The 25,163-nt window shown below is 66.7% G+C and carries 28 protein-coding genes; 9 read left to right on the top strand and 19 right to left on the bottom strand.

Annotated elements, in window-relative coordinates; all coding sequences use genetic code 11:
* Positions 1–72: 72 nt before the first annotated feature.
* The 8 genes from M529_RS37715 to M529_RS37680 all read right to left on the bottom strand — a co-directional run bounded on the left by M529_RS37715 (position 73) and on the right by M529_RS37680 (position 5,688).
* Entirely contained in the window at positions 73–351 is a 279-nt protein-coding gene (locus tag M529_RS37715; protein WP_021318460.1) for an ETC complex I subunit, read from the bottom strand.
* Positions 352–406: 55 nt separating this feature from the next.
* Entirely contained in the window at positions 407–2,872 is a 2,466-nt protein-coding gene (gene hrpB, locus M529_RS37710; protein WP_031295065.1) for an ATP-dependent helicase HrpB, read from the bottom strand.
* 42 nt (positions 2,873–2,914) lie between these two features.
* Positions 2,915–3,406 carry a crossover junction endodeoxyribonuclease RuvC gene (gene ruvC, locus M529_RS37705; RefSeq protein WP_021318458.1) on the bottom strand — a complete coding sequence of 164 codons (492 nt, stop codon included), beginning with the start codon at positions 3,404–3,406 and terminating at the stop codon, positions 2,915–2,917.
* A gap of 22 nt (positions 3,407–3,428) precedes the next feature.
* Entirely contained in the window at positions 3,429–4,172 is a 744-nt protein-coding gene (locus M529_RS37700; protein ID WP_021318457.1) for a YebC/PmpR family DNA-binding transcriptional regulator, read from the bottom strand.
* An 87-nt stretch (positions 4,173–4,259) separates the two neighbouring features.
* Entirely contained in the window at positions 4,260–4,754 is a 495-nt protein-coding gene (locus M529_RS37695; RefSeq protein ID WP_021318456.1) for an arsinothricin resistance N-acetyltransferase ArsN1 family B, read from the bottom strand.
* Positions 4,751–5,077 (bottom strand): heavy metal-binding domain-containing protein, encoded by a 327-nt coding sequence (locus M529_RS37690; RefSeq protein ID WP_021318455.1) that lies wholly within the window; start codon positions 5,075–5,077, stop codon positions 4,751–4,753. Before M529_RS37690 ends, M529_RS37695 begins: the two co-directional genes overlap by 4 nt.
* A 29-nt stretch (positions 5,078–5,106) precedes the next feature.
* Entirely contained in the window at positions 5,107–5,349 is a 243-nt protein-coding gene (locus tag M529_RS37685) for a DUF2312 domain-containing protein (RefSeq protein WP_021318454.1), read from the bottom strand.
* 39 nt (positions 5,350–5,388) lie between these two features.
* Complete coding sequence (locus tag M529_RS37680) at positions 5,389–5,688, bottom strand: DUF1244 domain-containing protein (RefSeq protein ID WP_021318453.1); 300 nt, start codon at positions 5,686–5,688, stop codon at positions 5,389–5,391.
* 105 nt (positions 5,689–5,793) lie between these two features.
* Between M529_RS37680 and pyk the strand changes: the two genes are divergently transcribed.
* Complete coding sequence (pyk, locus tag M529_RS37675; RefSeq protein ID WP_021318452.1) at positions 5,794–7,245, top strand: pyruvate kinase; 1,452 nt, start codon at positions 5,794–5,796, stop codon at positions 7,243–7,245.
* A 50-nt stretch (positions 7,246–7,295) separates the two neighbouring features.
* Here the strand turns inward: pyk and M529_RS37670 are convergent, their stop codons facing one another.
* Complete coding sequence (locus M529_RS37670) at positions 7,296–8,585, bottom strand: class I SAM-dependent methyltransferase (protein ID WP_031295062.1); 1,290 nt, start codon at positions 8,583–8,585, stop codon at positions 7,296–7,298.
* 107 nt (positions 8,586–8,692) lie between these two features.
* Between M529_RS37670 and dgcA the strand changes: the two genes are divergently transcribed.
* The gene (gene dgcA, locus M529_RS37665) at positions 8,693–9,670 is read left to right on the top strand and encodes an N-acetyl-D-Glu racemase DgcA (protein ID WP_021318450.1); all 978 of its coding nucleotides are present in this window, start codon (positions 8,693–8,695) and stop codon (positions 9,668–9,670) included.
* Here the strand turns inward: dgcA and M529_RS37660 are convergent.
* The 3 genes from M529_RS37660 to M529_RS37650 form a co-directional block, all read right to left on the bottom strand.
* Positions 9,664–10,062, bottom strand: coding sequence for a hypothetical protein (locus M529_RS37660; RefSeq protein ID WP_021318449.1), 399 nt, complete (start codon positions 10,060–10,062; stop codon positions 9,664–9,666). The genes dgcA and M529_RS37660 overlap by 7 nt on opposite strands.
* 126 nt (positions 10,063–10,188) lie before the next feature.
* Positions 10,189–11,349 (bottom strand): mechanosensitive ion channel family protein, encoded by a 1,161-nt coding sequence (locus tag M529_RS37655; RefSeq protein WP_021318448.1) that lies wholly within the window; start codon positions 11,347–11,349, stop codon positions 10,189–10,191.
* Positions 11,350–11,370: 21 nt separating this feature from the next.
* Positions 11,371–12,378 (bottom strand): DNA topoisomerase IB, encoded by a 1,008-nt coding sequence (locus M529_RS37650; RefSeq protein ID WP_031295061.1) that lies wholly within the window; start codon positions 12,376–12,378, stop codon positions 11,371–11,373.
* Between the two features lie 108 nt (positions 12,379–12,486).
* On the opposite strand from M529_RS37650, the gene M529_RS37645 reads away from it, so the two are divergent.
* Entirely contained in the window at positions 12,487–13,041 is a 555-nt protein-coding gene (locus tag M529_RS37645; protein ID WP_021318446.1) for a type 1 glutamine amidotransferase domain-containing protein, read from the top strand.
* Here the strand turns inward: M529_RS37645 and M529_RS37640 are convergent.
* The gene (locus M529_RS37640) at positions 13,001–13,723 is read right to left on the bottom strand and encodes a hypothetical protein (RefSeq protein WP_021318445.1); all 723 of its coding nucleotides are present in this window, start codon (positions 13,721–13,723) and stop codon (positions 13,001–13,003) included. The two genes, M529_RS37645 and M529_RS37640, sit on opposite strands and share 41 nt — an antisense overlap.
* Positions 13,720–15,087 carry a putative O-glycosylation ligase, exosortase A system-associated gene (locus M529_RS37635; protein WP_021318444.1) on the bottom strand — a complete coding sequence of 456 codons (1,368 nt, stop codon included), beginning with the start codon at positions 15,085–15,087 and terminating at the stop codon, positions 13,720–13,722. The genes M529_RS37640 and M529_RS37635 overlap by 4 nt, the downstream gene beginning before the upstream one ends.
* Positions 15,088–15,285: 198 nt before the next feature.
* Here M529_RS37635 and M529_RS37630 point away from each other — a divergent pair, with 198 nt between their 5' ends.
* Both M529_RS37630 and M529_RS37625 read left to right on the top strand, forming a co-directional pair.
* On the top strand, positions 15,286–16,515 hold the full coding sequence (locus M529_RS37630; RefSeq protein ID WP_021318442.1) for a TIGR04063 family PEP-CTERM/XrtA system glycosyltransferase: 1,230 nt from the start codon (positions 15,286–15,288) through the stop codon (positions 16,513–16,515).
* A 47-nt stretch (positions 16,516–16,562) separates the two neighbouring features.
* Positions 16,563–17,453, top strand: coding sequence for a hypothetical protein (locus M529_RS37625; protein ID WP_031295060.1), 891 nt, complete (start codon positions 16,563–16,565; stop codon positions 17,451–17,453).
* Here the strand turns inward: M529_RS37625 and M529_RS37620 are convergent, their stop codons facing one another.
* Complete coding sequence (locus M529_RS37620) at positions 17,454–17,825, bottom strand: hypothetical protein (protein WP_021318440.1); 372 nt, start codon at positions 17,823–17,825, stop codon at positions 17,454–17,456.
* A complete protein-coding gene (locus M529_RS50320; protein WP_021318439.1) occupies positions 17,822–18,007 on the bottom strand; it encodes a hypothetical protein in 186 nt (61 codons plus the stop codon). The genes M529_RS37620 and M529_RS50320 overlap by 4 nt, the downstream gene beginning before the upstream one ends.
* Positions 18,008–18,123: 116 nt before the next feature.
* On the opposite strand from M529_RS50320, the gene M529_RS37610 reads away from it, so the two are divergent.
* Together M529_RS37610 and M529_RS37605 are read left to right on the top strand one after the other, a co-directional pair.
* Entirely contained in the window at positions 18,124–18,795 is a 672-nt protein-coding gene (locus M529_RS37610; RefSeq protein ID WP_021318438.1) for a S24 family peptidase, read from the top strand.
* Between the two features lie 54 nt (positions 18,796–18,849).
* Positions 18,850–19,767 (top strand): XdhC family protein, encoded by a 918-nt coding sequence (locus M529_RS37605; RefSeq protein ID WP_021318437.1) that lies wholly within the window; start codon positions 18,850–18,852, stop codon positions 19,765–19,767.
* A gap of 3 nt (positions 19,768–19,770) precedes the next feature.
* Here M529_RS37605 and M529_RS37600 read toward each other — a convergent pair whose 3' ends face one another.
* Together M529_RS37600 and M529_RS37595 are read right to left on the bottom strand one after the other, a co-directional pair.
* Positions 19,771–19,956, bottom strand: a complete 186-nt coding sequence (locus M529_RS37600; RefSeq protein ID WP_040600851.1) for a YbdD/YjiX family protein — start codon at positions 19,954–19,956, stop codon at positions 19,771–19,773.
* A complete protein-coding gene (locus M529_RS37595; RefSeq protein ID WP_021318435.1) occupies positions 19,953–22,001 on the bottom strand; it encodes a carbon starvation CstA family protein in 2,049 nt (682 codons plus the stop codon). Before M529_RS37595 ends, M529_RS37600 begins: the two co-directional genes overlap by 4 nt.
* Positions 22,002–22,139: 138 nt before the next feature.
* On the opposite strand from M529_RS37595, the gene M529_RS37590 reads away from it, so the two are divergent.
* Positions 22,140–23,378: an aminotransferase class V-fold PLP-dependent enzyme gene (locus M529_RS37590; RefSeq protein ID WP_031295059.1), complete on the top strand. Its 1,239-nt coding sequence runs from the start codon at positions 22,140–22,142 to the stop codon at positions 23,376–23,378.
* A 92-nt stretch (positions 23,379–23,470) separates the two neighbouring features.
* Positions 23,471–23,755: a DUF3175 domain-containing protein gene (locus tag M529_RS37585; protein ID WP_021318433.1), complete on the top strand. Its 285-nt coding sequence runs from the start codon at positions 23,471–23,473 to the stop codon at positions 23,753–23,755.
* Positions 23,756–23,780: 25 nt separating this feature from the next.
* Here M529_RS37585 and M529_RS37580 read toward each other — a convergent pair whose 3' ends face one another.
* A complete protein-coding gene (locus tag M529_RS37580; RefSeq protein ID WP_031295057.1) occupies positions 23,781–25,142 on the bottom strand; it encodes an amidohydrolase in 1,362 nt (453 codons plus the stop codon).
* Positions 25,143–25,163: the final 21 nt, after the last annotated feature.

Here is a 25,163-nt window from a genome sequence, read left to right as displayed (position 1 = left end):
AGGGAATAAGGCGGCAATCGGGCGGGATGGCGGCCTAAGGCGTGCTGCCGCTGCCGTGAGAGGTAATCCCACTCAGCGAAAATTGTCGGCGTAGGCCTGAATCTTGAGCGTCTTGGGCGCGGTCGGAAGGACGGTGTAGGCGATGCCGCGGCGGTCGGCATAGGCGCGGGCCGCTTCCTCCGAGGGGAATGTCAGCTTCACCTGCTGTTCCGTGTCGCCGGAGCCGGCCCAGCCGGTCAGCGGGTCGGGCTTCTTCGCTTCGGTGGGCACATGCTCCAGGACCCATTTACGGGTCAGCGCCTTGCCGGACTGCAAGGCGTTCTTCTGAATCTGGTAGATGCGCGCGGCCATCGTTTGCGGGACTCCCTGACTGGTAATCCCGCGTTGCACCAGCGGCGCGGGAGAATCAAGATTTCCCACGCGCATCGGCCTTTTTCGTCCGCAAGGTGGCAGCCGCGCCTGTCGGATCGTCGGGCCAGGGATGTCTGGGGTATCGCCCGCGCATCTCCTTGGCGACATCACGCCAGTTGCCCGCCCAGAAACCGGGCAGGTCGCGCGTCGTCTGGATCGGGCGTCCGGCGGGGGAGGTGAGCGAGAGGACGAGCGGGATGCGCCGGGAACCGATCGTCGGATGCTCGGCAAGGCCGAAGAGCGCCTGGACCCGCAACTCGACACGCGGTCCGCCTTCGGCCGCATAGTCGATTGCATGGCTGCTGCCCGCCGGCGATCGGAAATCGGGCGGAGCAAGACGATCGAGCTGTTGCTTGCCGTCCCATCCGATCAGCCCTTCCAGCACGCCCGAAAGCTGCGAGCGGTCGATGTCCGACAGGCGTCGCTTGCCGGAAAGGAGAGGGGGCAGCCATTGGTCGAGATTCTCCAGAAGCGCCTCGTCGGACAGCGCCTCCACGCCGGCATAATCGGCCCGCATCCGCAGTGATCGCGCGGCGTCGGACCAGGGCAGCAGTTCCAGCCCGCCCTGCCGGACGCCTTCTATCAGCGCTGCGGCGACGGCTTCCGGGTCGGGTCGGTCGTCCGACCCACTCGATAGCCGCACCGCGCCCAGCCGTCGCTCCCGCAACGCCTCAACGCCGCTATTGGCCGGGCGAAAGCGCACGGTTCGATGCTCCTTCACGCGGTCGCCGAACAGCGCCAGCACATCGGTCTCCGTGATCGGCCCGGCGGACAGGATGCGCGCGCCGGCTGCGCTACCCTGTACCTCGCCCACCGCCAGCCATTCCTCACGCGCGAGCGGCGACAGCGGATCTAGCCGGAAGCCCCGCCCTCCGACACTCGCCCAATCGGCGCCGTCGGCTGAGCGGCGCCTCGACACACGATCGGGAAAGGCAAGGGCGAGGCAGAGGCCGACGCCATCCTGGGTCCTGCTTTCAAGCGATTGGATAGGGGAGGAGGACGCGTGATGCTTGACGAGGCCGGCCCACCGTTTCGCCAGCGCCCGCGCCGCCTCGGCCCGCTGGCCGCCCTCGCGCCGCCAGCGTTGGCGGCGCAGCGTCAGGTCGGTGTCCTGCCCGCCGATGCCGCGCTCGCCCAGCAGCACCGCCACCTCGGCGGCAAGCTCGGCGAGGCCCATCTCTCCTGCCCGCACGAGCATATGGCCGATGCGCGGCGCCAGCGGCAGCCTCGCCAGCGCCTTGCCGTGCGCCGTGATCCGGCCGTTCTCATCCAGCGCTTCGAGGACGGTAAGCCGCGAGCGGGCTTCCGCGACGGCGGCGGCAGGCGGCGGATCGAGCCAGCGCAGGCTGGCCGGATCGGCAACGCCCCACAGTGCGCAGTCGAGCAGCAGGCTGGAAAGGTCGCTTTCCATGATCTCCGGCGGATCGAAGGGCGGCATGCCCGCTGTCGCCGCAGCCTCCCAGAGGCGATAGGCGACGCCGGGCCGCTGGCGCGCGGCACGCCCGGCGCGCTGGGTGGCGGCCGCCTGGCTCGCTCGTTCGGTGACCAGCCGGGTCACGCCGGCCGCCCGATCGTAGCGCGGCCGGCGGGCAAGCCCGCAGTCGACCACGATCCGCACTCCTTCGATCGTCAGGCTGGTCTCGGCGATCGAGGTGGCCAGGATGACCTTGCGCCGTCCCTCCCGCGAAGGGCGGATGGCGGCGCGCTGGGCCGCCGGTTCCAGTCTGCCGTGCAGCCTGTGGACCTCGACCTCGGCGTCGTCCAGTCGCTCTGCCGTGCGCTCGATCTCGCCGACGCCGGGCAGGAAGGCAAGCAGGTCGCCCTCCGCCTCTTCCGCCAGGGCGCGGCGGACGACGGCGGCCATCTCGTCCTCGATGCGCTTCTCGGCGGCGCGGCCGACATGGCGCAGCTCCAAGGGCTGGATCCGCCCCTCGCTCTCGATCACCGGCGCGTCCCCCAGCAGCTCCGCGAAACGCGCGCCGTCCAGCGTGGCGGACATCGGCACGATCCGCAGGTCGGGCCGCAGCGCGGCCTGCGCGTCGAGCGCCAGGGCGAGGCCGAAGTCGCTATCCAGGCTCCGCTCGTGCACTTCGTCGAACAGCACGGCCGACACGCCCGCCAGCTCCGGATCGTCTTGGATACGACGGACGAAGATGCCCTCGGTCAGCACCAGCAGGCGGGTGCGGGCCGACTGCCGGCTGTCCATGCGCGTGGCATAGCCGACGAGGCCGCCGGGCTGCTCGCCCATCAGCTCCGCGATCCGCTCCGCCGCGGCCCTTGCCGCCAGCCGCCGGGGCGAAAGCAGCAGCACCTTTCCGGTGCACCATGGCTCGCCCAGCAGCGCCGGAGCCACTGCCGTCGTCTTGCCCGCGCCCGGCGGCGCGACCAGTACCGCGTTGCTGCCGACGCGCAGGGCAGCGAGCAGATCGGGCAGCACGGCATGGATGGGAAGATCGCTCATCGTCTTCATGCTCTGCCGCGTATCCGGCGCGGGCGCAAAACCCTATTTGCTCGGGATGCGCCGGGCGCTCGCCAGATGGTGCGCATGGGTGATGGCGACGGCGAGAGCATCGGCGGCGTCAGGCCCTGCGATCTTCACCCCGGGCAGCAGCCGGGCCACCATGGCGTGCACCTGCTCCTTTGACGCGTTGCCTACGCCCACCACGGCCTTCTTCACCAGCCGCGCGGCATATTCGCCGACGTCCATGCCGGACCGTGCTGCTGCCAGCAGGATCACGCCCCGAGCCTGGCCCAGCTTTAGCGTCGATTGCGGGTTCGTATTGACGAACACTTCCTCCACAGCCACGCCGTCCGGCCGATGCTCCAGGATGAGATTGGTCAGCGCCATGTCGAGCGCCATCAGACGGGTAGGGAGAGACAGCGCGCTATCGGTCCTGATCTGCCCGTTGCCGACATGGGTCAGGCGGTTGCCATCAGCGGAAATCAGGCCCCAGCCCGTGGAGGCAAGGCCGGGGTCGAGGCCCAGGAGAAGCATCAGCGATACTCCGGCCTCCCAGTTACCCGAGCTTCTCCATCACCGCGTCCGAAACCTCGTAATTGCCCCAGACGGTCTGGACGTCGTCATCGTCCTCCAGCGTGTCCACCAGCTTCATCAGCGTCGCTGCACTGCCTTCATCGACTTCGACGGTGGTCTGCGGCTTCCAGGCGAGCTTCGCGCCCTCGGCCGGGCCGAGCTTGGCTTCGAGCGCCTTCGCAACCTCGTGCAGGGCGTCCATGGCGGTCCAGATCTCGTGCTCGTCCTCGTTCGACGACACGTCTTCGGCACCCGCTTCCAGCGCCGCCTCGAAGATCGCATCGGCGTCGCCCGCGCTCGCCGGATAGGTGATCTGGCCCATCCGGTCGAAGCCGTGGCTGACTGCGCCGGATGCGCCGAGATTGCCGCCATTCTTGGAGAAGGCGGTGCGTACATTGGTCGCGGTGCGGTTGCGGTTGTCGGTCAGCGCCTCGACGATGATGGCGACACCGCCGGGGCCATAGCCCTCGTAACGGACCTCCTCATAATTCTCCATGTCGCCGCCCGACGCCTTGTCGATGGCGCGCTGGATATTGTCCTTGGGCATGGACTGGGCCTTGGCGGCGTTGATCGCCAGACGCAGGCGGGGGTTCATGTCGGGGTCCGGCAGGCCCATCTTGGCCGCAACGGTGATTTCGCGGCTGAGCTTGGAGAACATCGAGGAGCGCTTCTTGTCCTGCGCGCCCTTGCGATGCATGATATTCTTGAACTTGGAATGGCCTGCCATGGTCCTGACTTCTTGTCTGCCGGTCTGAAAGGGATGGGCGCCCTTACACCAGCGACCACCCTCAGGGCAACCGCCAGAGGAGGCCCATCATACCAGGCGCTGCCACCAGCCCACGTCGCGCCATCCGCCCAGCTTCCATCCGACCTCCCGATAGATGCCGACGGGGGTGAAGCCCATCGCCTCATGCAGGGCGATGCTGGCTGCATTGGGCAGGGCGATGCCCGCGAACACGGCATGATAGCCCCTGTCTTTCAACAGCGGCAGCAGTGCGACGTAAAGCGCTCTACCCACGCCGCGGCGGGCAAAGGCGGGATCGACATAGATGGCGACATCGGCGGACGTCGCATAGGCGGCGCGGGTGCGATGCGGGCTGCCATAGGCATAGCCCACGATCTGCCCGTCCGCCGTCTGCGCCACCAACCAGCCATGCGACGTGCCGTAGTCGGCGATCCGGCGTGCCATCTCGGCCGGATCGGGCGGATCGGTCTCGAAACTGACCCAGCTGTCGGTGACGAAGGGCGCGTAGAGTGCCGCGCAGGCAGCGGCGTCGGCCGCTTCCGCCTGGCGAACGGCCAGCGTCAATAGAGGATCGCCGTGCCGGAAGCCGACACCATCAGCATCGACCCGTTGGACCCGATCACTTCATAGTCGAGATCGACGCCCACGACGGCGTTGGCGCCCATTGTGGCGGCGCGCATGCGCATTTCGCCGATCGCCTGTTCGCGGGCGCGCTGAAGAACATCCTCATAAGCGCCCGACCGGCCGCCCACGATGTCCCGGACGCTGGCAAACAGGTCACGGAACAGGTTGGCGCCGACGATCACCTCGCCGGTGACGATGCCGAGATACTCCTTTGCGGGCCGCCCTTCCAGCGTGGGGGTGGTGCTGACGATGATCTCGGACATGGGCGCTCTCCTTCCGTTTCGATACGCTCTTATTCCATGCCCAGCGCAGCGAGGTAAGTCTGGAGGATCGCCTCCATCTCCTGGCGGTCGTGCGGCTGCATCTTCCGCAGGCGGACGATCTGGCGCATGATCTTGGGATCATAGCCGTTCGCCTTTGCTTCCAGATAGACGTCCTTGATGTCGTCGCCGATGCCCTTCTTTTCCTCCTCGAGACGCTCGATGCGTTCGATGAGAAGGCGTAGCTGATCGGCGGCGACGTTGCCCTCGCTCATGATAATCTCCAGTGGGTGTGAATCGGTTGGCGCATGCTCCTAATGGCTGTCGGCGTTCTTCGCCACACTCTCCTTCATTCTTTCGATCTGTTCGGGACTGGCCTCGCTCTGATGGCGCGCCTTCCAGTCGGCGAAGGGCATGCCGTGGATGATTTCGCGCGCTTCATCCCGGCTTAGCGATCCGTCCGCCTCCGCGATCCAGTCGGCTAGGCAGTTGCGGCAGAAGCCCGCTATTCCCATCAGGTCGATGTTCTGCACATCGGTGCGATGCTGCAGATGTGCGACGAGACGGCGGAAGGCGGTTGCGGCGACCGCGTCGTTGAGTATGCTATCAGCCATGGGCGGGTTCCTCGCTCTTTCTACATCATCCTGTCGTGCAGCACGGATAATCCATAACGACGCCCTGGCAAGCCGGGGACGAACTTGACGGTCAGGAGCCTGAAGATGACACGTTTGCCGCCCCGTTCGCGCAAGGTCCGTATCCTTGCGACCCTCGGTCCCGCAAGCGACACGGTAGAAATGATTCGCGCGCTCTTTGTCGCGGGGGCGGATGCCTTCCGCATCAACATGAGCCATGGCGCCCATGAGGACCATGCCGCGCGTATCGCTGCAATCCGTGGGCTGGAAAAGGAATTCAACCGTCCGACGACGATTCTGGGCGACCTGCAGGGGCCGAAGCTACGCGTCGGCACCTTCGCCAGCGGCCTTGCGGTGCTGGAGACGGGGATGCCGTTCGTGCTGGACCGCGATGAAACGCCGGGGGACGCCCGGCGCGTCAACCTGCCGCATCCGGAAATCTATGAGGCGCTGGTGCCTGAAACGCGGTTGCTGCTGGACGACGGCAAGCTGGTGCTGCGGGTCAAGACAGTGGACGACCGGCGGATCGAGACCGTCGTGGAGGTCGGCGGCGCACTTTCCAACCGCAAGGGCGTCAACGTGCCCGACGTGGTCGTGCCGGTCCCGGCGCTGACCGACAAGGACCGGCGGGATCTGAGCTTCGCGCTGGAGCAGGATCTTGACTGGATTGCACTCAGCTTCGTGCAACGGCCGGAGGATCTGGCTGAGGCGCGCAAGCTGATGGGCGGGCGCGGCGCGCTGATGGCGAAGATCGAGAAGCCGTCGGCCGTGCAGCGGCTGGAGGAGATCATCGAACTGGCGGACGGCGTGATGGTGGCGCGCGGCGATCTGGGCGTCGAACTGCCGCCCCAGGCCGTTCCGCCGCTGCAAAAGCAGATCGTCGCCACCGCACGTCGCATGGGGCGGCCCGTAGTAGTCGCGACCCAGATGCTCGAATCGATGATCAAGGCGCCCACGCCGACCCGCGCCGAGGTGTCGGACGTCGCCACCGCGGTCTATGACGGCGCCGACGCGATCATGCTGTCCGCCGAGACCGCGGCGGGCGACTGGCCGGTCGAGGCGGTCGCGATGATGGACAGCATCGCGCACAGCGTCGAGCGCGATCCCGGCTATTTCGCGCGGCTGCACTTCACGGAAACCAAGCCCGACGCAACCACGGCCGACGCGCTGGCCGAGGCGGCGGGCAGTATCGTATCGGTCGTGGGCGGCAGCGCCATCACCTGCTTCACCTCGTCGGGCAGCACGGTCCGGCGCGTCGCGCGCGAGCGGCCGCTGAGCCCCATCCTGGCCCTGACGCCGCGTCAGGACACGGCGCGCAAGCTGGGCCTCACCTGGGGCGTCCATGCTATCCGCACCAAGGATATCGGCACGTTCGAGGAAATGATCGGCAAGGCGCGCCGCATGGCGCTGCGCCACGGCATGGCCGAGAAGGGCGGCAAGATCGTGGTGCTGGCGGGCGTGCCCTTCGGCATCCCCGGATCCACCAACGTGCTGCATGTCGCGACGATCCGGGGCGATGAGCTGAAGGGCCGGGAATAAGCGCGCACTTCGCTTTCGACAGTTCAACGAGGGGTGCCAGATCGGGGACGTCACCCCGCTGGCGCTACCTGCGCGGCCAGCGCCAGCAGCCGGTTGGCCTTTGTCCGTCCCGTGAGGGCATAGGCCATGCTGCCTGCCTCCCAATAGGCGATCGTATCTCCTGCGCGGTGTGCCAGCAGCGGACGCCCTTCGGCGGGGGTTTCTGCGCGGTCGGCGAAGAAGGAGAGCTGCTCCCCCTGGGGCGTTACCAAGGATACCGCGATAGAGGGACTGTCGGCGGTAGGGAACAACTGCACGTCGGAGATCCGCCAGTCGCTCGGCAGGGCGGGCAGCACGATGCCGGTCGTCCGCTCGATCTCCTGCGGGTCGAGCCGCTGGCTCTCAACCTGCGAGGGCATGGCTAGCCGCAGCAGTCCGGCCCGGTGCGAGGCTGCCGCCTCGTCAAGAAAGGTCTCGGCCTGCGCAGGCTGCGGGAACTCGCCCAGCGCGCCCCGGGCGATCCATCCGGTCGCGATCAGCGCCGCGATTCCTGCCGCGCGCGCGACATGGTGCCAGCCGCGGCCGGCCTCATTGTCATTCACTGCCGGCATCGACACGTCGCGGCGCCGCCCGACCAGCGTCCCCTTTGTCCCGTCCTTCACCAGGCGAAAATCCATATGCGGCCAGCGCTCACGCCAGCGTCGCGCCACCAGCCGCTCGCCCGGCCGCGCAGCGTCGTCCAGCAGCACCACACCGCCGGGTGACAGGCGGGAAAACAGGCTGTCTGCCGCCCCGCGCACCAGGGGATGCACTGCCCAGGGCGGCCCATCGATGATCAGCAGGTCGATGCTCTCGGGCAGGGTGTCGATCGCATACCAGCGGCCCGGCCAGTCGCTGCTCTTCTTCGTCAGCGGGGCATGGCGCAGGTCGGCCTTCAGACCTTGGTCCGCCAGCCATTGCCGCGTGGCGTCGACGAAGCCGCCATGCTGGTCGAAGCTGTGCAGTTGCCCGCCGCCATGCAGCGTCAGCGCCTGCGCGGCGACCAACGTCGATGCACCCGCGCCCAGTTCCACCACATGAGCGGGTCGCAGCCGCGCGATTTCCCGCACGATATGGCGCAGGAAGCCCATGTCGGCCTTCCAGCTACCTAGATGGGGCAGTGCGTCATGGGCCAGGCCCAGCTCGTCCAGTAGCGCGCGCTTGTCCGCCTTGCGTCCGCCCGACAGGCTGGCCAGCAACCAGGGCCAGCCGATTGCACCGAATGCCATGCGCCATGCGAAATCCGACAGCCGTTCGCCATGGTCGATGTCTTCCAGCCGTTCGGCAAGGGGCAGGAAGCCGGTCAATTCGCGTGACGTCACAGGTGCATGTCCTCCATAGGCCGCAAGGCGGGGGGACTATGCGTCGGCTTTGCTTTCCCGCATAGACCTTTCGCTTCCTCCTTCCCGTCATTCCGCAGGAAACGCCGATGACCCGCATCCTTTCCGCGACCGTCGAACGCTGGCCGGTCGCAGGCGCCTTCATCATCAGCCGGGGCGCCAAGACATTCGTGGATGTCGTGATCTGTACTGTGGGGGATGGGGAACATGTCGGCCGGGGCGAGGGGACGGCGATCTATTATGAGGGCGAGACAGCGGAAGGCTGCGCGGCGGCGATCAATGCCTATGCCGGACCGCTGGATCGGGAGGTGCTGCTGGAGGCGATGCCGCGCGGAGCTGCTCGTAATGCACTCGACTGCGCGTTGTGGGATCTGGAGTCGAAGCGCGCGGGGAGGCCGGTCTGGCAGCTCGCGGGCCTGTTGGAGCCAGGGTCGCTCCCCACCGCCTTCACCATCAGCCTGGGCGATCCCGCGCGGATGGAGGCCGATGCGCGCGCCGCCGCGGCGCGCGGTTTCGGCCTGCTCAAGTGCAAGCTCACCGGCGAAGGCGACCAAGAGCGCATCGCCGCCGTGCGCGCCGGCGCTCCGGGCGCGCGGTTGATCGTCGACGCGAACGAGAGCTGGCATGATCTCGACATCGCGGCCGAGGCGGACGCCCTTGCAGCCTTGGGCGTCGAGATGGTGGAGCAGCCCGTCCGCCATGGCGAAGAGCAGCGGCTTGTAGGCGTCGCCGCGCGCCTGCCGCTCTGCGCCGACGAAAGCTGCCATACGCGCGTCGATCTCGACCGACTGGGCGATTTCGACGCGATCAACATCAAGCTCGACAAGGCCGGAGGGCTCACCGAGGCTCTCGCGCTGGCGCGCGAGGGCCGGGCGCGGGGTTTCCGCATCATGGTCGGCTGCATGCTGGGCACCTCGCTCGGCATCGCGCCGGCCGCGCTGGTGGCGCAGGTGGCGGACTGGATCGATCTGGACGGCGCGCTGCTGCTGGCTGAGGACCGGCCGGGCGGGCTGGCGGTGCAGGACGGGATGCTGCATCCCGGGACCCTTTGGGGCCTGGGTCAGTAGCCCAGCGTCAATCCCGCCGCGTAATAATGGGGGCCGACATTGGCCTTCACCCGGATCTTGGGAAGCAGCGGCATGGCGAGCGTTGCATAAGGCCTCGCCTCGTCGGCGCTGACGCGAAGGCCGGCGCCGATGGTGGCGGAAAGGGGGATGGTATAAGCCGCCTCGACCCGGCCGTAGAGCCGGGTATCGCCGTCCCGCAGATAGACGCCGCCGCCCGGCGTCAGGCTGAAGCCCGCAATGCCCAGCGCATAGCCAGCGCCCAGTTCCGCACCCCAATGGCCGTCCGCGCGCCCGTAATTGGCTTCAGCCCCGAGGCCTTCGGCAGCGGCGGGTGAAGCGAAGGCGGCGAGCGCCAATGCAAGGCAGGCGGCGGAAATCTTTGCAGAAGCCATGGGCGTCCCATCCGTTGAACAGAAGCCAGTCGGTTAGTGGGGGACGGCTGCTGGCACAAGCGAATCAGGCCCGGCCGAATCGAAACTGCGGCGGGGCGAAGCAGAAGAAGGAAGGAGTTCGGGGCCTTATCCCTCGACGCGCCGTACCGGCTGCACCTCGGGATAGGGCATGATCATCCTGCCGTCGGGCGCTGCGGTAAAACTCGTCTGGGTCGGATAGGCGAACTCAATCCCTTCGGCGTTGAAGCGCTTCCAGATGGACAGGCCGATGCGATGGCGCGCCTGAAAATAATCGTGCGTGTCCGGATCGGGTACGTCGAAATTCAGCTCATAGTCGAGCGAACTTGCGCCGAAGCGCACCAGTCCGGCATTGACGAACAGGAAGCCCTCATCCTCGACGATCCGACGCAGCAGGGCAGGGATGGCCTCGGCCTTCTCCTCCGGCGTCTGGTAGACGATGCCGAGCGCGAAGGTGACGCGGCGCTGCGTCAGCGTCTGCAGGCTGGTGATCTCCTTCTGCAGCAGGTTGGCGTTGGAGATCACCTTCTTCTCGCCGGTCATGGCGCGTAGCCGCGTGCTCTTGAGCCCGATCTTCTCGACCCGGGCGGTGGTCTGGTCGTAAGTGATGACTTCGCCTCGGCGGAACGGTTTGTCGAAGATGATGGAGAGCGCCGCGAACAGGTCTGAGAAGATGCCCTGCGCAGCGAGGCCGATGGCGATGCCGCCAATACCGAGGCCCGCGACCAGGCCGGTGACGTTGACGCCCAGATTGTCCAGCACGACGATCAGGGCGATCGCGAACAGGGCCACGGTCACCAGTACGCGGATGAGGCCCATGGCATTGGCCAGAGTCTCGCCCTGGCCGTCCTCCGCCAGGGTCCGGCGTTCGATCAGGCCCAGCACGATCTCGCGGGTCCAGAGCGCCACCTGGAAGACGGCGGCAATGGTGAAGAGGAAGACGATCGTCTTGAACAGGAGTTCGGGCGGGCGGGCATAGCCCGCGACCAGTCGCGCTGCGACCATCACCATGAAGAAATGCGTGGTCCGGGCGACCGCGCGACCCGCGACATTGGCGAAGCCCAGCGTGTCGCCGGGCTTGCCGCGCCAGCGCTTACCCACCTGCCGCAGCGCCGCCAGCAGCATGTAGAGCGCGACGCCCGCCCCGATCGCGATCAGGATTTGCAGTGAATGGGTGGAAAACCACGCGATGGTCGCATCCCACATCTCCCCCATGCTGAGCGCTCGGACCTCAATGACGGGGAGGGCGGGGTCGGTCTTGTCGGCCATGTTTGTCCTTCGGTCGGCGCGTCAGGCTGCCATTGCCATGGTGGGCGCGCAAGCCGCCTCCTCCAGAAAGGCGATAAGCCCCCGTTCGGCCCGTGACAGATAGCGTGTCCTCCGCGGGAGGCGAAGCCCTTCGCGCCACTCATCCTGCCCGCTCTTGCACAGCTCGATCAAGGCGGGATGGATATAGCTCTTCCGACTGATCGCCGGGGTGTTGCCCAGCGCCTGCGCGACGGGCGCGATCAATTCCGTGAGCGAGACGGGGCCGGAAGACAGGGTGTCGAAGGCAATGGTCGATGCCCCCCAGGTGCGGAAATGTTTGGCGGTGAAGGGAGCACCCATTGCCTGAGCAATATAGGCGTTGACGTCGCTCGACGTGATCGGCCGGGCGACGCCTTCTTCATCCAGATACTGGAACAGGTGCTGGCCCGGCAGGTCTTGTACCGCCCGCACGAAGCGCAGCAGCCGGTTGTCGGTGACGGTCAGCTCATGCTCGCGCCCCGATTTGGCGCGGTACCGCAGCCGCAGGGCCCGACCGGAAAGATCGACATGGCGGCGGCGCAGCGTCGTCGCGCCGAAGCTCTTGTTGGCGGCGGCATACTGCTCGTTGCCCACCCGCACCTTGGCAAGGTCGAGCAGGCGCACCACTGCTGCTAGGGTGCGTTCCTTGCGTAGGCCCCGCCGCGACAGATCGGCTTCGATTCGGGCGCGCAGCCGGGGCAGGGCATGGCCGAAGGCCGCGCAGCCAGCATATTTCTCCGCCTCCCGCGCGGCACGAAATACGGGATGGTAGCGATATTGCTTGCGTCCGCGATCGTCATAGCCGGTCGCCTGGATATGGCCGGTGGGCGACGGACAGAACCAGCAATCGCGATAGGCTGGCGGCAGGGCGATGGCGTTCAATCGGTCGATCTCGTCCCGGTCGGTGATGCGCCCGCCAGCGGGATCATAATAGGCCCATCCCCGCTTCAGCGCGCGCCGCGTGATACCAGGCAGGCTGTCGTTGCAATGTTCGATCAGGTTTTGCGGCATGGGTCTCTCGTCGCGGAAAAACCCGCCGTTCATCGCTTCGTTCCGCAACTCCGCCGGCCATGGCCCGTTGATCCACCATTCCCCTAACCCAGGCAAAGGAGGCGCTTCATGCCCGCCATCGACCAGTCCCATATTCTCATCATCGCCACCGATGGCTTCGAGCAGTCGGAGCTGTTCGAACCGCGCGATCGCCTTATCGCCGCGGGCGCAGAGGTGACGCTCGCCGCGCCTGAGAAAGCGCCGATCCAGGGCATGCAGCATGACGAGAAGGGCGACACCATCACGCCGGACATCGCGCTCCAAGAGGTACGGATAGAGGACTATGGCGGCTTGGTCCTGCCGGGTGGCGTCGCCAATCCCGACACGCTGCGCACCGATGCGAAAGCAGTCGACATCGTCCGTCGCTTCGTGGAATCGGGCAAGCCCGTCGCCGCGATCTGCCATGGCCCTTGGCTGCTGGTGGAGGCAGGCGTGGTATCAGGCAGGACGGTGACGTCCTGGCCCTCCGTGCGTACCGACCTTGCCAATGCCGGTGCGACAGTGGTGGACCGGGAGGTAGTAGTAGACCGCAATCTCATCACCAGCCGCAAGCCGGACGATATCCCCGCCTTTGTCGATGCCTTCAGGCGGGCGGTGACGGCAGGGCAGGCTGTTCCGGCCTGATGCGGCCTGCGCCGCTCCCGATCTGCCAGGGCAGGGGGCGGCGTCGCACCACTGACAGCTGCGCGAGCGCCAGCGCCGCGCAGAGCACCCCGGCTGGGAATGCGAAGGGCAAGCTTGCCGGCGCTAGTATCGCTGCTGCCAGCGCGGCAGTGCAGCCGCTTGTCGCGATCAGCGCGGAGCGAGCTTCGCCGTCGGGGCCGCGCAGCCAGAATACCCCGCCTGCCAGCCCCAGAGCGAAGGCAGTTACGAAACGCGCGGCAAGGCCTGGCTCCGCAAAACCGCACCCCAGCAAAAGCAGCAGCATCGCGATGGCCAAGCCTGCGCGCGGCATGCGGCTGAGCACATGGGCGGCGATCGGATAGACGACCAACTCGCTCATCCCCACGCCCGCGAGCACCGACAGCGCCAGCTGCGCCCGCCCTGGCTCAGCCATCAGGGCCACTGCCGCGATGCCGGCCCAGGGCAGCAGCCGTCCCGGCGCCATGCGGACATGGCTGACCCATCCGCGCCAACCGTTGCGCAGGTCCCAGCGCCGGTCGGCCAACCTCAGCTGGAAGGCGGTGATGACGAACAGTGCCTCGATCCCCCAACGGATCAGCGAAGGCCCTACCAGCGGCGAGGCCAGCACCAGGCCCAGCAGCAACCCGTGGGCGATGCCCAGCGCGCGAAGGTCGCTTTTCATGCCAACGCCCCCTGCGGCAGTGCCCGGGCCGGAGCGATCATCGGCGCGCGCGCTGCCGCCTTGCGCCGGCGCGTCAGATAGGTGTCCAGCCCGATCTGCAGGGCCAGCAGCATGAAGATGAAGGGCTGATATGCGATACCCACGAAAAGCGACCCGACCATGTAGATGATATGTCCTTGTTGTAGCGCGAGGGCGAGCGGGGCAATCCACGTCTCGTTCGCTTTGTCCGTTTTTCGGTAGAGGCGCCGCACCGCCTCGGTGCGGATGAAGGTGGCGATGTGCAGCAGCGCCCACAGGAAGAAACCGAAATAGCCCTGTTCGCCCAGCAGTTCGAAATAGGCGCTGTGATAGGCGCGGCCCCGGTCGGTGACCAGCCGGCGCTCGATCCGGCTGCCGCCCGAATCGGTAACGGTGCTCTGTGCGAAATAGGTGAAGCTGTTCTGGAGGTAATTATCGAAGCCGCCGCCATTGGGGTGCTGCTTCACATAGTCGAGCGTCCACATCCACACCGCGACGCGGGTCGAGGCGCTCTCGTCGCCCTGATGGTTTTCGATCGTCGACATGCGCTGGGTGAAGCTCGCCGGCAGGAAGGGGATGGAGGCCAGCGCCGCAAGCGCCATCAGCGGCCCGTAGATGAAGCGCCGCTTCGAGCGAAGCAGCATCAACCCCGCCAGGATGACGATGCAGACGAGGCCGGTGCGCGCCTCCGTGCCGACGGGCATCAGCAGGCATGCAAAGCACAGGCAGTAGGCGAATCCCTTCGTCTTCCAGTCCTGCGGAAAGATCGTGCCATGATGCGCCAGCCACAGGATCAGCGGGATCAGCGATATGGCAACGCAGGAGATGATGCTGCCTTCGTAGAGGCCGCTGTTGTTCTCCACCATCAAGTTGAGCACGCCATAGCCGCCGCCCGACAGCGCGGTCTTGATGCCGCCGTTGATGATGATCGTGCTGGCGCACAGCACCATGAACAACGCCAGAGCCTCGATCCGCAACCGCGTGCGCAATATCACTGGCAGGAAGGCGCCGACCAGGATCGCTTTCCACACCCAGGCCCATTTGGTGAGCGCCTCAACCGGGAAGTCGGCGGTCAGAGTCGTGAACCCGCACCAGGCGAGCAGCAACAGCATCAGCGCCTGCCGCATCGAGAAGCGACAGTCCTTCTTGTCGTCAAACAGTAGCCAGGCGCCGATCGCCGCGGCGAAGGACAGGGCGGATATGGGAATCGAGTTCAACAGGAAATAGGACAAGCGCTGCGGCGAGACGATATCGATATAGGCATAGACCGCGAAAAGCAGGAACGGCCGGCGGAATCCCAGCAGGAAGAAGGCGCCCAGGAAGGCGACGAAGAACAGGTCACGCATCGGCCGCGCTGTCCTCCGGATCGCGGTCGAGGTCCGGTCGCGATAGCAGCCGCCAGGCGGCGAGCAGGATCACGCCATGGCTGACCAGCAGGGACAGGGTATCGATCATCGCAGTTGCAGGGCTCCCATGCGCATGGGAACCTCCTAGCGCCGCAGAGTTGACGGGCCGTTAATCCTTTTCCGGCAAAGACTTCCGTCATGACGACCCGCATCCTGCATGTCCTCGACCACAGCCTGCCGATGCACAGCGGCTATACTTTTCGTACCCGCGCGATCCTGCGCGCGCAGATCGCCAAGGATTGGGACGTGCGCGGGATTACCGGCCGCCGCCATGGGGCGAAGGGGCCGGACGAGGAAATCATCGACGGCCTGCACTTCCATCGGACTCCCGGCCGCCCCGCGACCGGCAATGCGCTGATGCGCGAATGGCGCGACATGGGCGCCCATGCCGATGCCATCGACAGGCTGGTGCGCGACTGGCGGCCCGACATTCTTCATGCGCATTCACCGGTGCTGAACGCCATGGCGGCGCAGCGCGTCGCGAAGCGCCATGGCATCCCCATGATCTACGAGATCCGCGCCTTCTGGGAGGATGCGGCGGTCGGCAATGGCACCGGTACCGAAGGAAGCCCGCGCTACTGGCTCACCCGCCAGCTCGAAACCCATGCGGTGCGCGCGGCCGACGCCGTGGCGGTGATCTGCGAAGGGCTGCGCGGCGACCTGCTGGCGCGGGGCATCGACCCGGCGAAGATCATCGTGTCGCCCAATGGCGTCGACATGGACCAGTTCGGCACGCCCGTACCGCGCGACCCGGCGCTGGCCGCGAAGCTGGGGCTGGAAGGCGCCGATGTCGTCGGCTTCATCGGCAGCTTCTACGATTATGAAGGGTTGGACGACCTGATCGCCGCCATGCCCCGTCTGGTGCGCGCGCGGCCTCAGGTGAAGCTGCTCCTGGTGGGCGGAGGTCCGTGCGAACAGGCGCTGCGCGACCAAGCATCGGCTTCGCCCGTCGCGGACCATATCCTGTTCATCGGCCGCGTGCCGCATGACGAGGTCGAGAGATATTATGCGCAGGTCGACATCCTCGCCTATCCGCGCAAGGCGATGCGCCTCACCGACCTGGTGACGCCGCTCAAGCCGTTGGAAGCGATGGCGCAGGGCCGGCTGGTCGCGGCGTCCAGCGTCGGCGGCCATCGCGAACTGATCGAGGACGGGATCACGGGGACGCTGTTCTCACCGGACGATCCGACGGCGATCGCGCAGGCGCTGTCGGGTATGTTCGCCGATCGCGGCTTCTGGAACGCGCGCCGCGCCACCGCCCGCGCCTTCGTGGAGAAGGAGCGCAACTGGGCATCGAACATCGTGCGTTACGAACCTGTTTACCAAAGGCTGCTAACCCGCCCGGATCGGGCGCGCACGGCGGCTTGACGGGAATGGCGACGATGCCGCTCGGCGCCTTTGGAGGGATCAGGGCGATGGCCGCGCTGACAGGCGCGGCTGCGGCGATCGTGGTCCTCGCCATGCCGGTCGGGCTGGTGGAGCTGGTTGTGGCGTCGAGTGGCCTGTCGGAGGCGCTGCCTGCAGCCGCGCCGCCGCTGGGGCTCAAGGCGCGGCTGATCCTGTCGGGCTTCGTCGCGCTCATGGCCGCCGGACTGGTGGACGTGATGCGGCGGAGCCAGAGGGATACGGCACGGCAAGAGGAAAATCAGCGGCGGCGCTCAAGTCCGCCAGGAGCAAGGAAAATGGGTTTCGCACTGTCAAAGCTTACGTCGCTCGCCCGAGGGCGCTCCACGGCGTCGCCCGAAGGGCAACCGTCGCTGCGCCGCGCCGATGCGCACCCCGATGCGCCGCCGCGGCCGCCGATCTTCGCCAGCCGCGATTTCGACGGCGTCGATATCTTCCCCCGCGCCGAGCCCAGCCGCCGCCGCCTCGTCGTGAATGGGGAGTCTGAGCAGCAGTTGCGTGTCTCGACCTTGGCCACGCCGGCAGCATTGGCTCCCCAGCCGGTCGAAGAGATGCCGCAACCCAGCTTTGCGCAGCCGGCGGGTTCCTCCTTCGTCGCCGCGACAGAAATGGTTAGCGCTGCCCAGCCTAGCTTTACTCATCCTGTAGCGCAGGAACAGGGCGAGCGTGTCGCTGATCTGGCATTGCCTCCCGTCAGCCCCGAACTGTCACTCAGTGAACTCACCGCACGGCTCGAGCGCAGCCTGGCGCGGCACGCCCAACCGGGCGCGTCGCCGCGGGTCATCGCCGATATGCCGATAGTGCCCCCCGTGCCGGTGCGAGAGGCCGTGTCTCCCGACGTCGACGATGCGCTCCAAGCGGCGCTGGGCGCGCTACGTTCGATGACCGGGCGGACGCGCTGATTACCAGTCCTCGATCGTCAGCGCCGAGAGTTCCAGTCGCTTGCCGTCCTCGTCGGGGTGCACCGAATCGACCGTGATGTCCGCCACGAAATGGCCGGTGAGCTTCCATTCCGCCTCCTCGATCCCCTCGGCAAAGCGCCGGCACGCCGAGGCGGCATCCCTGCCGCCGAAGCGCAGCGTCACGGCATGGCGTCGCCCCTGAAACAGCGCCGACGCCCAAGGGCGGCTCGTCGCACGCAGGACCGTGGCCTCCGATCCTGCTCGCGCCGCCAATTGCACCAGCAGGCGGGGGAGGGGATCGGCGCCGCGTAGTCCCGGCGTACATATTCCGACCGGGATGACCGCCGCGAATCGATGATGAGCGCTTGTCATTGGCCCCGGCTCCTGCGATATGTGTTCATGAAATGTTCCACCCGTCTCCTCACGCGATCACCGGGCTCGCGACCCTGACGCAGGTCGAAGACCAGGCGCGGGTCGCGCACGGCCTCTCGCCCGAACCGGGTTGGCGGGATGTTGTTTTCCGACAGGAATCTTTCGACGGTCCGCAACAGCATGGTTCTTGTTCCTCCTCTTCTAGGTCGACTCGCCAACTGCAAGCAGATAGGTTTATTCCTATTTCATGCCACATTTCCTACTTGTCTAGGAAAAATCCTTCGGCTATGGACAGAAAATGATCAGCCCTGCGGAAGACCCTCGAAGCCTGCTTGATCGGCTGATTGCCGAGCGGGGGGAGAATTATGCCGATCTTTCCAGGCTGCTTCGCCGCAATCCCGCGTATATCCAGCAGTTCATCAAGCGCGGTACGCCGCGTAAGCTGGATGAAGAGGATCGTCGCATCCTGGCCCGCTATTTCGGCGTGGCGGAGGAATTGCTCGGTGGCCCGGCCAGGCGCGAGCCGGTCATCCCGCGACAGCGCGGCCTTCCGTCGGTGGTCACCGTCCCGCGCCTCACTCTGGGCGCCTCGGCAGGCGGCGGATCGCTCGACGAGGATGAACGGGCAGCCGGCATCATGGCCTTCGATGCTGCCTGGCTGCGCCACTTGGGGGTGAAGCCCCAGCGCGTCTCCGTCATCCGAGTCGACGGCGAATCGATGGCGCCGACTCTCAGCGACGGCGACGACATCATGGTCGACCATGAAGATGGCGCGATGCGCCTGCGCGACGGCGTCTATGTGCTGCGGCTCGACGGTGTGCTGATGGTGAAGCGGATCGCCATGGGACCGTTGCGCGGCCAGTTCAGCGTGCTCAGCGACAATCCCCATTATCCCGACTGGACCGACATCGATCCGGCGCTGGTCGATATCGTTGGACGGGTTGTCTGGACGGGGCGGCGGCTGGCATAGCTTGGCGCGGCCCTGCTGCGGGCCTATGTCCGCTGGCGGATGGAGGCTGCTTGCATGAACGACAATGGCGGGGTGATCCGCAAGGCTGTGGAATGGCGCGGTGCGCCGATGGCGCTGGCGACAGTTGTGTCCACCTGGGGGTCGGCGCCACGGCCCCGCGGCAGCCATATGATCGTGCATGCCGACGGGCGGCTGGAAGGCAGCATTTCGGGCGGCTGTGTCGAAACCGACGTGCTGCAGCGCGCGGCGGAGGTGATCGCCGGACGATCTGGCCATGTTGTGACCTATGGCGTGGCGGATGGCGAAGCCTGGGCGGCAGGGCTGCCCTGCGGCGGCGAGATCAGCGTGCTGGTCCAGCCGGTCGGGGACGGGGGCTTTCCGCCCGCGCTGTTCGACCGGATCGCGGCCGCAAGTGAGATGGGCAGGGCGCTGACCCTCTCGACTGACCTGAAGACCGGTAAGACCGTGGAGGGCGCGGTCGAAGGGTGGTTCCAGAATCGCTACGACCCGCCGCGCCGGCTCCTGATCGTCGGCGCGGTGCAGATCGCCCAGTCGCTCGCACCGCTGGTCGGCACGATCGGCGTGACCCCGGTGGTGATCGACCCGCGCGGACGCTTCCTGACGCAGGAACGCTTCCCCGGCATCGAACTGGACGACCGCTGGCCCGACGAAGCGATCGCTGCGCGCCATCCGGGTGAATCGACCGCGGTCGTGACGCTCAGCCACGACATCAAGATCGACGATCCCGCGTTGGCGGCAGCGTTGCGCGCGCCCACCGGCTATATCGCGGCGCTCGGTTCGCGCCGCAGCCAGGCGGCGCGGCTGGATCGGTTGTCCGACATGGGCTTCGGCCCGGACGACCTCGCCCGCATCGATGGCCCCGCCGGCATCGACATCGGCGCCATCGGCGCGTCGGAAATTGCTTTGTCGATTGCCGCCGGCATGGTGGCCGCCTTCAACGCGACTCGCTGATCCTCAGCAGCATTTGCCGCCGTTCTTCCCGCCATAGCGGGCCTCCTGCCGCTCGCGGAACAGCGCCGCCTCGCTCAGCACCGGAGTATCGGGATGATGCTCGCGCATGTGGCGCAGATAGGCGTCATAGTCCGGTGCACCGACCATCGCCCGGCCCATTCGCCGCAGCGTGAGGAGAAAGCCGCTCATTCGGCCGGCACCAGATGGGCGGGGATTTCCCGCGCGGTCGGGCCATTCGTCCGCCTTGCGGCGAGGCAGGTGCGGATCGTGAAGAACAGCACGCCCAGCACCACCGCCATGAAGATCGCGCACAGCGCCGCGTCGACCCGGTCGTTGAGGACGATCTTCTCCATCTCTGACATCGACTTGGCCGGCGCCAGCACCTGGCCCTCCGCCGCTGCAGCGCCGAACTTCGCCGCATGGGCCAGGAAGCCGACCTTCGCGTCCGCTGAGAAGAGCTTCAAGAAGCCGGCGGACAGGGTGCAGGCCAGCAGCCATGCCGCGGGCAGCGCCGTCACCCAAGCATAACGGTCCTGCTTCATCCGGAACAGCACCGCCGTGCCGAGCATCAGCGCGATCGCGGCCAGCATCTGGTTGGAAATGCCGAACACCGGCCAGAGCGTGTTCACCCCGCCCAGCGGGTCGGTCACGCCCTGGTAGAGGAAGAAGCCCCAGGCCGCGACGCACAGCGCGGTCGCGACCAGGCCGGGCAGGGGGCTGCTGGTGTTCTTGAACCCCGGCACCGCCAACGCGATCAGGTCCTGCAGCATGAAGCGGCCCGCGCGCGTCCCCGCATCCACAGCGGTCAGAATGAACAGCGCCTCGAACAGGATCGCGAAATGATACCAGAAGGCTTTCATCGCCGGACCGCCGAAGACATGGCTGAAGATTTCCGCCATCGCCACCGCCAGCGTCGGCGCGCCGCCCGCGCGGCTGATGATCGTATGCTCGCCCACATCCCTGGCGGTCTGCGTGATGAGGTCGGGCGTGATCGGAAAGCCCATGGCAGTGACGGCCGCTGACGCGCTCGCGGCATCCGCGCCGATGGCGGCGGCCGGGCTGTTCATGGTGAAATAGATGCCGGGGTCGAGGATCGAGGCGCCCACCATCGCCATGATCGCCACGAACGCCTCCATCAGCATCGCGCCATAGCCAATCAGCGGCGCGTCGGCCTCGCTCGAGATCAGCTTGGGCGTGGTGCCGCTGGAAATGAGCGCATGAAAGCCCGACACCGCGCCGCAGGCGATGGTGATGAACAAGAAGGGGAAGAGTCCGCCGGCCCAGACCGGCCCGTTGCCGTTCGCGAACGGGGTCACGGCGTGCATCTTCAGGGGCGGCGCCATGATGACGATGCCGATGGCGAGCGCGGCGATCGCCCCGATCTTGAGGAAGGTCGACAGATAGTCGCGCGGCGCCAGCAGCAGCCAGACCGGCAGCACCGATGCGACCGCGCCATAGCCGATCAGGATCCAGCAGAGCTGCACCGGCGTGAAGGTGAAGGCCGGGCCCCAGACCGGTGACTGCGCAATGGCCTGCCCATAGACGATCGCGGCCAGCAGCCCGACGAGGCCAAGCAGGCTCACCTCGCCAATCCGCCCCGGCCGCACCCAGCGGGTATAGACGCCCATCAGGATGGCGAGCGGCACGGTCGCCGCCACGGTGAACATGCCCCATGGGCTTTCGGCCAGTGCCTTCACCACGATCAGTGCCAGCACGGCGAGGATGATGACCATGATCATGAAGGCGCCGAACAGGGCGATGGTGCCCGCTGCCTGCCCCATCTCCATGCGGATCAGCTCACCCAGCGACCGTCCGTCGCGACGCATGGAGACGAAGAGGATCATGAAGTCCTGCACCGCGCCCGCCAGCACCACGCCGACGATGATCCACAGCGTACCGGGCAGATAGCCCATCTGCGCCGCGAGCACAGGTCCGACCAGCGGCCCCGCGCCGGCGATCGCCGCGAAATGATGGCCGAACAGCACGGTGCGATCGGTCGCCACATAGTCCATCCCGTCCGCGCGCCGGATCGCGGGTGTCGGCCGGGCGGGATCGAGCCGCATCACCGTCCGCGCTATGAACAAGGCATAATAGCGGTAGGCGACCAGGAAGCAGCTCACTGCTGCCGTCACGATCCACAGCGCATTGACCGCCTCGCCGCGCGACACCGCCAGTACCGCCAGCGATGCCGCGCCGATGCAGCCAAGCAGGATCCAGGGAATATGCCGGGTCAAGACGCTCTCCTGCGCGGTTTTGTGCCAGGCGCACAGTAGGGCGGACGACGGGAAAGACAATCACCCTCCCGTCATGATGGCGGATCGGACGGCGATGCTCGTCAGGATCAACGGGTTCGACCGGGCAGGGGGATGGTCATGCAGTCTTCGTCATCGGATATATCGCGCCGCGGCCTGCTGGGCGCGGCAGCCGCGGCGGGCGCCGCCCTGCCGCTCGCCGCACGGGCGGCGCAGGCGTGGCCCGACATTCGCGGCCAGTTCCTGCTCGCGCCCGACCTGCGCTATTTCAACGCCGCCAATATCGGCCCGGCCTTCCGTAGCGCGGTCGCCGCCCATGTCCGTGCCACGCAGGAGTTTCAGGCCAATCCCTCACCCCAGTATCGCGAGAAATATCCGGTAGAGGCCGACGCGCTGCGCGTCCGCATCGGCAAACGGCTTGGCGTTACCGCGCAGGAGATCGCGCTGGTGCGGAATTCCAGCGAAGCGAATACCGTCGCCGTGCGCGGGCTGGCATTGAAGGAGGGGGACGAGGTCATCCTGACCGACCACAATCACCCGTCCACCATGGAAACCTGGAAGCTGCGCGCCGAGCGGGAGCAGCTGGTGCTCAAGATCCTGCCGGTGCCGGTCTATGCGAAGAGTGCGCAGGAGGTGGTTGATCTCTTTGCTGCCGCGATAACGCCGCGGACCCGCGCCATCTTCCTTTCACATATGTCCAATGTTTCCGGCCTCATCTTCCCCATCGCAGAGATCGCGAAACTGACCCGGCCGCGCGGTATCTGGCTGCACGGCGACGGCGCGCAGAGTTTCGGCTGGCTTCAGCTGGACCTTGCTGCGCTGGGCGTCGATTCCTATTCAGGCAGCACGCACAAATGGATGATGGGGCCGCTGGAAGGTGGCATCCTCTATGTCCGGCGCGAGAGCCAGCCGCAGCTTCAACCGGTGATGCTCAGCCACGGCTATTGGCTGACCGACCCGGCCAATCTGCAGACTGCACAGAAATATGAGATTCTCGGCCAGCGCGACGATCCCAAGCTCGCTGCCATCGCTGCGACGCTCGATGCGCACGAGGCGATTGGCGAGGCGGAGGTCGAGCGACGCACCTTCTCGGTGGCCGCGGCGATGCGGGACATGCTGCTTGCCCTGCCGGGCGCGAAGCTGATCGGCACCACCACGCCCGGCCTGGCAGGCCCGGTGTTGACACCTACCTTCCCCGGCAAGGACGTTGCCGCCATTCGGCAGATGCTCTGGACGAAGGGCAGGATCGTGGTCGCGGGGTCGAAGGCCGACGGCCAGCCGACCATTCGCTTTTCACCCCATATCTACAACGGCCCCGACGACATCGCCGCCGTCGCCGATCTGCTCCGCAGCGTCTGACGAACCCACCCGCGAAGGCGGTCTGCTTGGGAAACCCGATGCATGGTAAGGCGTTTCGTCATGAGGGCGCGTATCAGCAGGAAGGCAGGGCAATGCGGGCGAAGAAATGGTCCCAGGATGTCACGGAGCGGAGCGATGCCCTCGACCTGGAGCGCGATGTCTTCACCCTGGACGACCCGCGCCGGATCGCAGCCTCGTTGAAGCGCTCAGCCGAGCAGAGCCGCCGTCGAAAGGCCACGCCCTTCCGCTCGGCCATGTCGATGCTGACCTTTTACATCAACGGTGCCGGCAAGGATCTCGACGCCCACCAGCGCAGGGTGCTGGAGCAGGCAAAGGATGAGCTTCGCACCGCCTTCGGCAAACCTCGTAAGGCCTGAGCGGGGCGTTCCCGGCTCTCCCGCCTCACTCCTTTTTCAATATGTCCAGCGCCAGCACGGTCAGTGCCTCGCTGGCAGTGGCCACCACCTTGTCGGCCTGCGGCGCCCAGAACGGGCTGTGGAGCGAGGGAAGGGAGACCTCGCCCGCCGCCGCCTGCGCCATCTGGTCTGCAGGGACGCCTCCGACCCAGAAGATGAAGCTCTCGATCGACTTGTCCGCGCGGTAGAATCGACCGAAATCCTCGCCGCCCATCACGGGCGGGGTCTTGACGACACGCCCTTCCACGAAATGGCCCTTGAGCAGGGAGCCCATCCGCTCCGCGAATTCGGGCGGGTTATAGGTGGAGGGGGTGAATTCGTCCTGCACGGTGACGACCGGCATTCTGTCATCCGCCACGCCGGAAGCGATCGCCTCTCCCTTCGCGATGCGCTCAATCCCCTTGATCAGCTTCGCACGGGTCTCGTCCGAATAGCTGCGCACGGTGAGCAGCAGCTTTGCTTCGTCGGGGATGATGTTGTGCTTGGCGCCGGCCTGGAAGCTGCCGACGGTGACGACGGCTGGGTCTTGCGGATCCTGTTCGCGGCTGACCAGGGTCTGGAGCGCGGTGACGATCCGCGCACCCAGCACGATCGGATCCTTTGTGGTCTGCGGATAGGCCCCGTGACCGCCAGTCCCCTTCACCACTATGTCGACGCTGTCGACATTGGCGAGCGCATAGCCGGGCGTATAGCCGATCACTCCGGCCTGCAGGTTGGCGGCATCGTGGAAGGCGATGGCGTGGGTCGGCTTGGGAAAGCGGGTGTAGAGCCCATCCTCCAGCATCAGCCGCGCGCCGCGCCCGACTTCCTCCGCGGGCTGAAGGATCATGACCAGCGTGCCTTTCCACTGGTCCTTCATCGTCGACAGCAGCTTCGCGGTCTCGATGAAGGCGGTCATGTGCGTGTCGTGGCCACAGGCATGCATCACACCGGTCTCGACCCCTTCCGGCGTCTTGGTGCGCACCTTGGATGCGAAATCCAGGCCGGTCTGCTCGACCACGGGGAGGCCGTCCATGTCCGCGCGGATCAACAGCACCGGGCCCGATCCGTTCTTCATCACCGCGACGACGCCGGTCCCGCCGACCTTCTCCGTCACGTCGAACTTCATCGTCTTCAGGCGCCTTGCCAGCTTGGCGGCGGTGTTCACTTCCTTTTGCGACAGTTCCGGATTGGCATGAAGGTCGCGGTACAGGGCCATCAGGCCTTCCATATCCTTAACGATGGTGGTCGCGATCGCATTCGCCGGGGGAGAGATGGCGGGAGCTGGAACGGGGGCCGGGCTGATTTGGGCGGCGGCGACGGACGAAAGGCTGACGGCGGCCAGAACGGCCGTGAGCGCATGGCGCATGTGCATAATCTCCCTTGCTGG

Origin of the sequence: Sphingobium ummariense RL-3, assembly GCF_000447205.1 — a bacterium.
In the GTDB taxonomy this organism is placed as follows: Bacteria; Pseudomonadota; Alphaproteobacteria; order Sphingomonadales; family Sphingomonadaceae; genus Sphingobium; species Sphingobium ummariense.
The sequence above is the reverse complement of the archived record's forward strand: the minus strand, read 5'-3'. Positions and strand labels throughout refer to the sequence as shown.

Bases quoted from the DNA above. Each gene is read 5' to 3' on its own strand.
- M529_RS37700 (WP_021318457.1), bottom strand. From the start codon at position 4,172: ATGGCAGGCCATTCCAAGTTCAAGAATATCATGCATCGCAAGGGCGCG.
- ruvC (WP_021318458.1), bottom strand. From the start codon at position 3,406: ATGCTTCTCCTGGGCCTCGACCCCGGCCTTGCCTCCACGGGCTGGGGC.
- M529_RS37685 (WP_021318454.1), bottom strand. From the start codon at position 5,349: ATGAGCGAGGGCAACGTCGCCGCCGATCAGCTACGCCTTCTCATCGAA.
- M529_RS37660 (WP_021318449.1), bottom strand. From the start codon at position 10,062: ATGGCTTCTGCAAAGATTTCCGCCGCCTGCCTTGCATTGGCGCTCGCC.
- M529_RS37590 (WP_031295059.1), top strand. From the start codon at position 22,140: ATGCAGTCTTCGTCATCGGATATATCGCGCCGCGGCCTGCTGGGCGCG.
- M529_RS37650 (WP_031295061.1), bottom strand. From the start codon at position 12,378: ATGCCGCAAAACCTGATCGAACATTGCAACGACAGCCTGCCTGGTATC.
- M529_RS37645 (WP_021318446.1), top strand. From the start codon at position 12,487: ATGCCCGCCATCGACCAGTCCCATATTCTCATCATCGCCACCGATGGC.
- M529_RS37635 (WP_021318444.1), bottom strand. From the start codon at position 15,087: ATGCGTGACCTGTTCTTCGTCGCCTTCCTGGGCGCCTTCTTCCTGCTG.
- M529_RS37620 (WP_021318440.1), bottom strand. From the start codon at position 17,825: ATGACAAGCGCTCATCATCGATTCGCGGCGGTCATCCCGGTCGGAATA.
- M529_RS37655 (WP_021318448.1), bottom strand. From the start codon at position 11,349: ATGGCCGACAAGACCGACCCCGCCCTCCCCGTCATTGAGGTCCGAGCG.
- M529_RS37690 (WP_021318455.1), bottom strand. From the start codon at position 5,077: ATGTCCGAGATCATCGTCAGCACCACCCCCACGCTGGAAGGGCGGCCC.
- hrpB (WP_031295065.1), bottom strand. From the start codon at position 2,872: ATGAGCGATCTTCCCATCCATGCCGTGCTGCCCGATCTGCTCGCTGCC.
- M529_RS37630 (WP_021318442.1), top strand. From the start codon at position 15,286: ATGACGACCCGCATCCTGCATGTCCTCGACCACAGCCTGCCGATGCAC.
- M529_RS50320 (WP_021318439.1), bottom strand. From the start codon at position 18,007: ATGCTGTTGCGGACCGTCGAAAGATTCCTGTCGGAAAACAACATCCCG.
- M529_RS37605 (WP_021318437.1), top strand. From the start codon at position 18,850: ATGAACGACAATGGCGGGGTGATCCGCAAGGCTGTGGAATGGCGCGGT.
- M529_RS37680 (WP_021318453.1), bottom strand. From the start codon at position 5,688: ATGGCTGATAGCATACTCAACGACGCGGTCGCCGCAACCGCCTTCCGC.
- pyk (WP_021318452.1), top strand. From the start codon at position 5,794: ATGACACGTTTGCCGCCCCGTTCGCGCAAGGTCCGTATCCTTGCGACC.
- M529_RS37585 (WP_021318433.1), top strand. From the start codon at position 23,471: ATGCGGGCGAAGAAATGGTCCCAGGATGTCACGGAGCGGAGCGATGCC.
- M529_RS37600 (WP_040600851.1), bottom strand. From the start codon at position 19,956: ATGAGCGGCTTTCTCCTCACGCTGCGGCGAATGGGCCGGGCGATGGTC.
- dgcA (WP_021318450.1), top strand. From the start codon at position 8,693: ATGACCCGCATCCTTTCCGCGACCGTCGAACGCTGGCCGGTCGCAGGC.
- M529_RS37715 (WP_021318460.1), bottom strand. From the start codon at position 351: ATGGCCGCGCGCATCTACCAGATTCAGAAGAACGCCTTGCAGTCCGGC.
- M529_RS37610 (WP_021318438.1), top strand. From the start codon at position 18,124: ATGATCAGCCCTGCGGAAGACCCTCGAAGCCTGCTTGATCGGCTGATT.
- M529_RS37625 (WP_031295060.1), top strand. From the start codon at position 16,563: ATGGCCGCGCTGACAGGCGCGGCTGCGGCGATCGTGGTCCTCGCCATG.
- M529_RS37580 (WP_031295057.1), bottom strand. From the start codon at position 25,142: ATGCGCCATGCGCTCACGGCCGTTCTGGCCGCCGTCAGCCTTTCGTCC.
- M529_RS37640 (WP_021318445.1), bottom strand. From the start codon at position 13,723: ATGAAAAGCGACCTTCGCGCGCTGGGCATCGCCCACGGGTTGCTGCTG.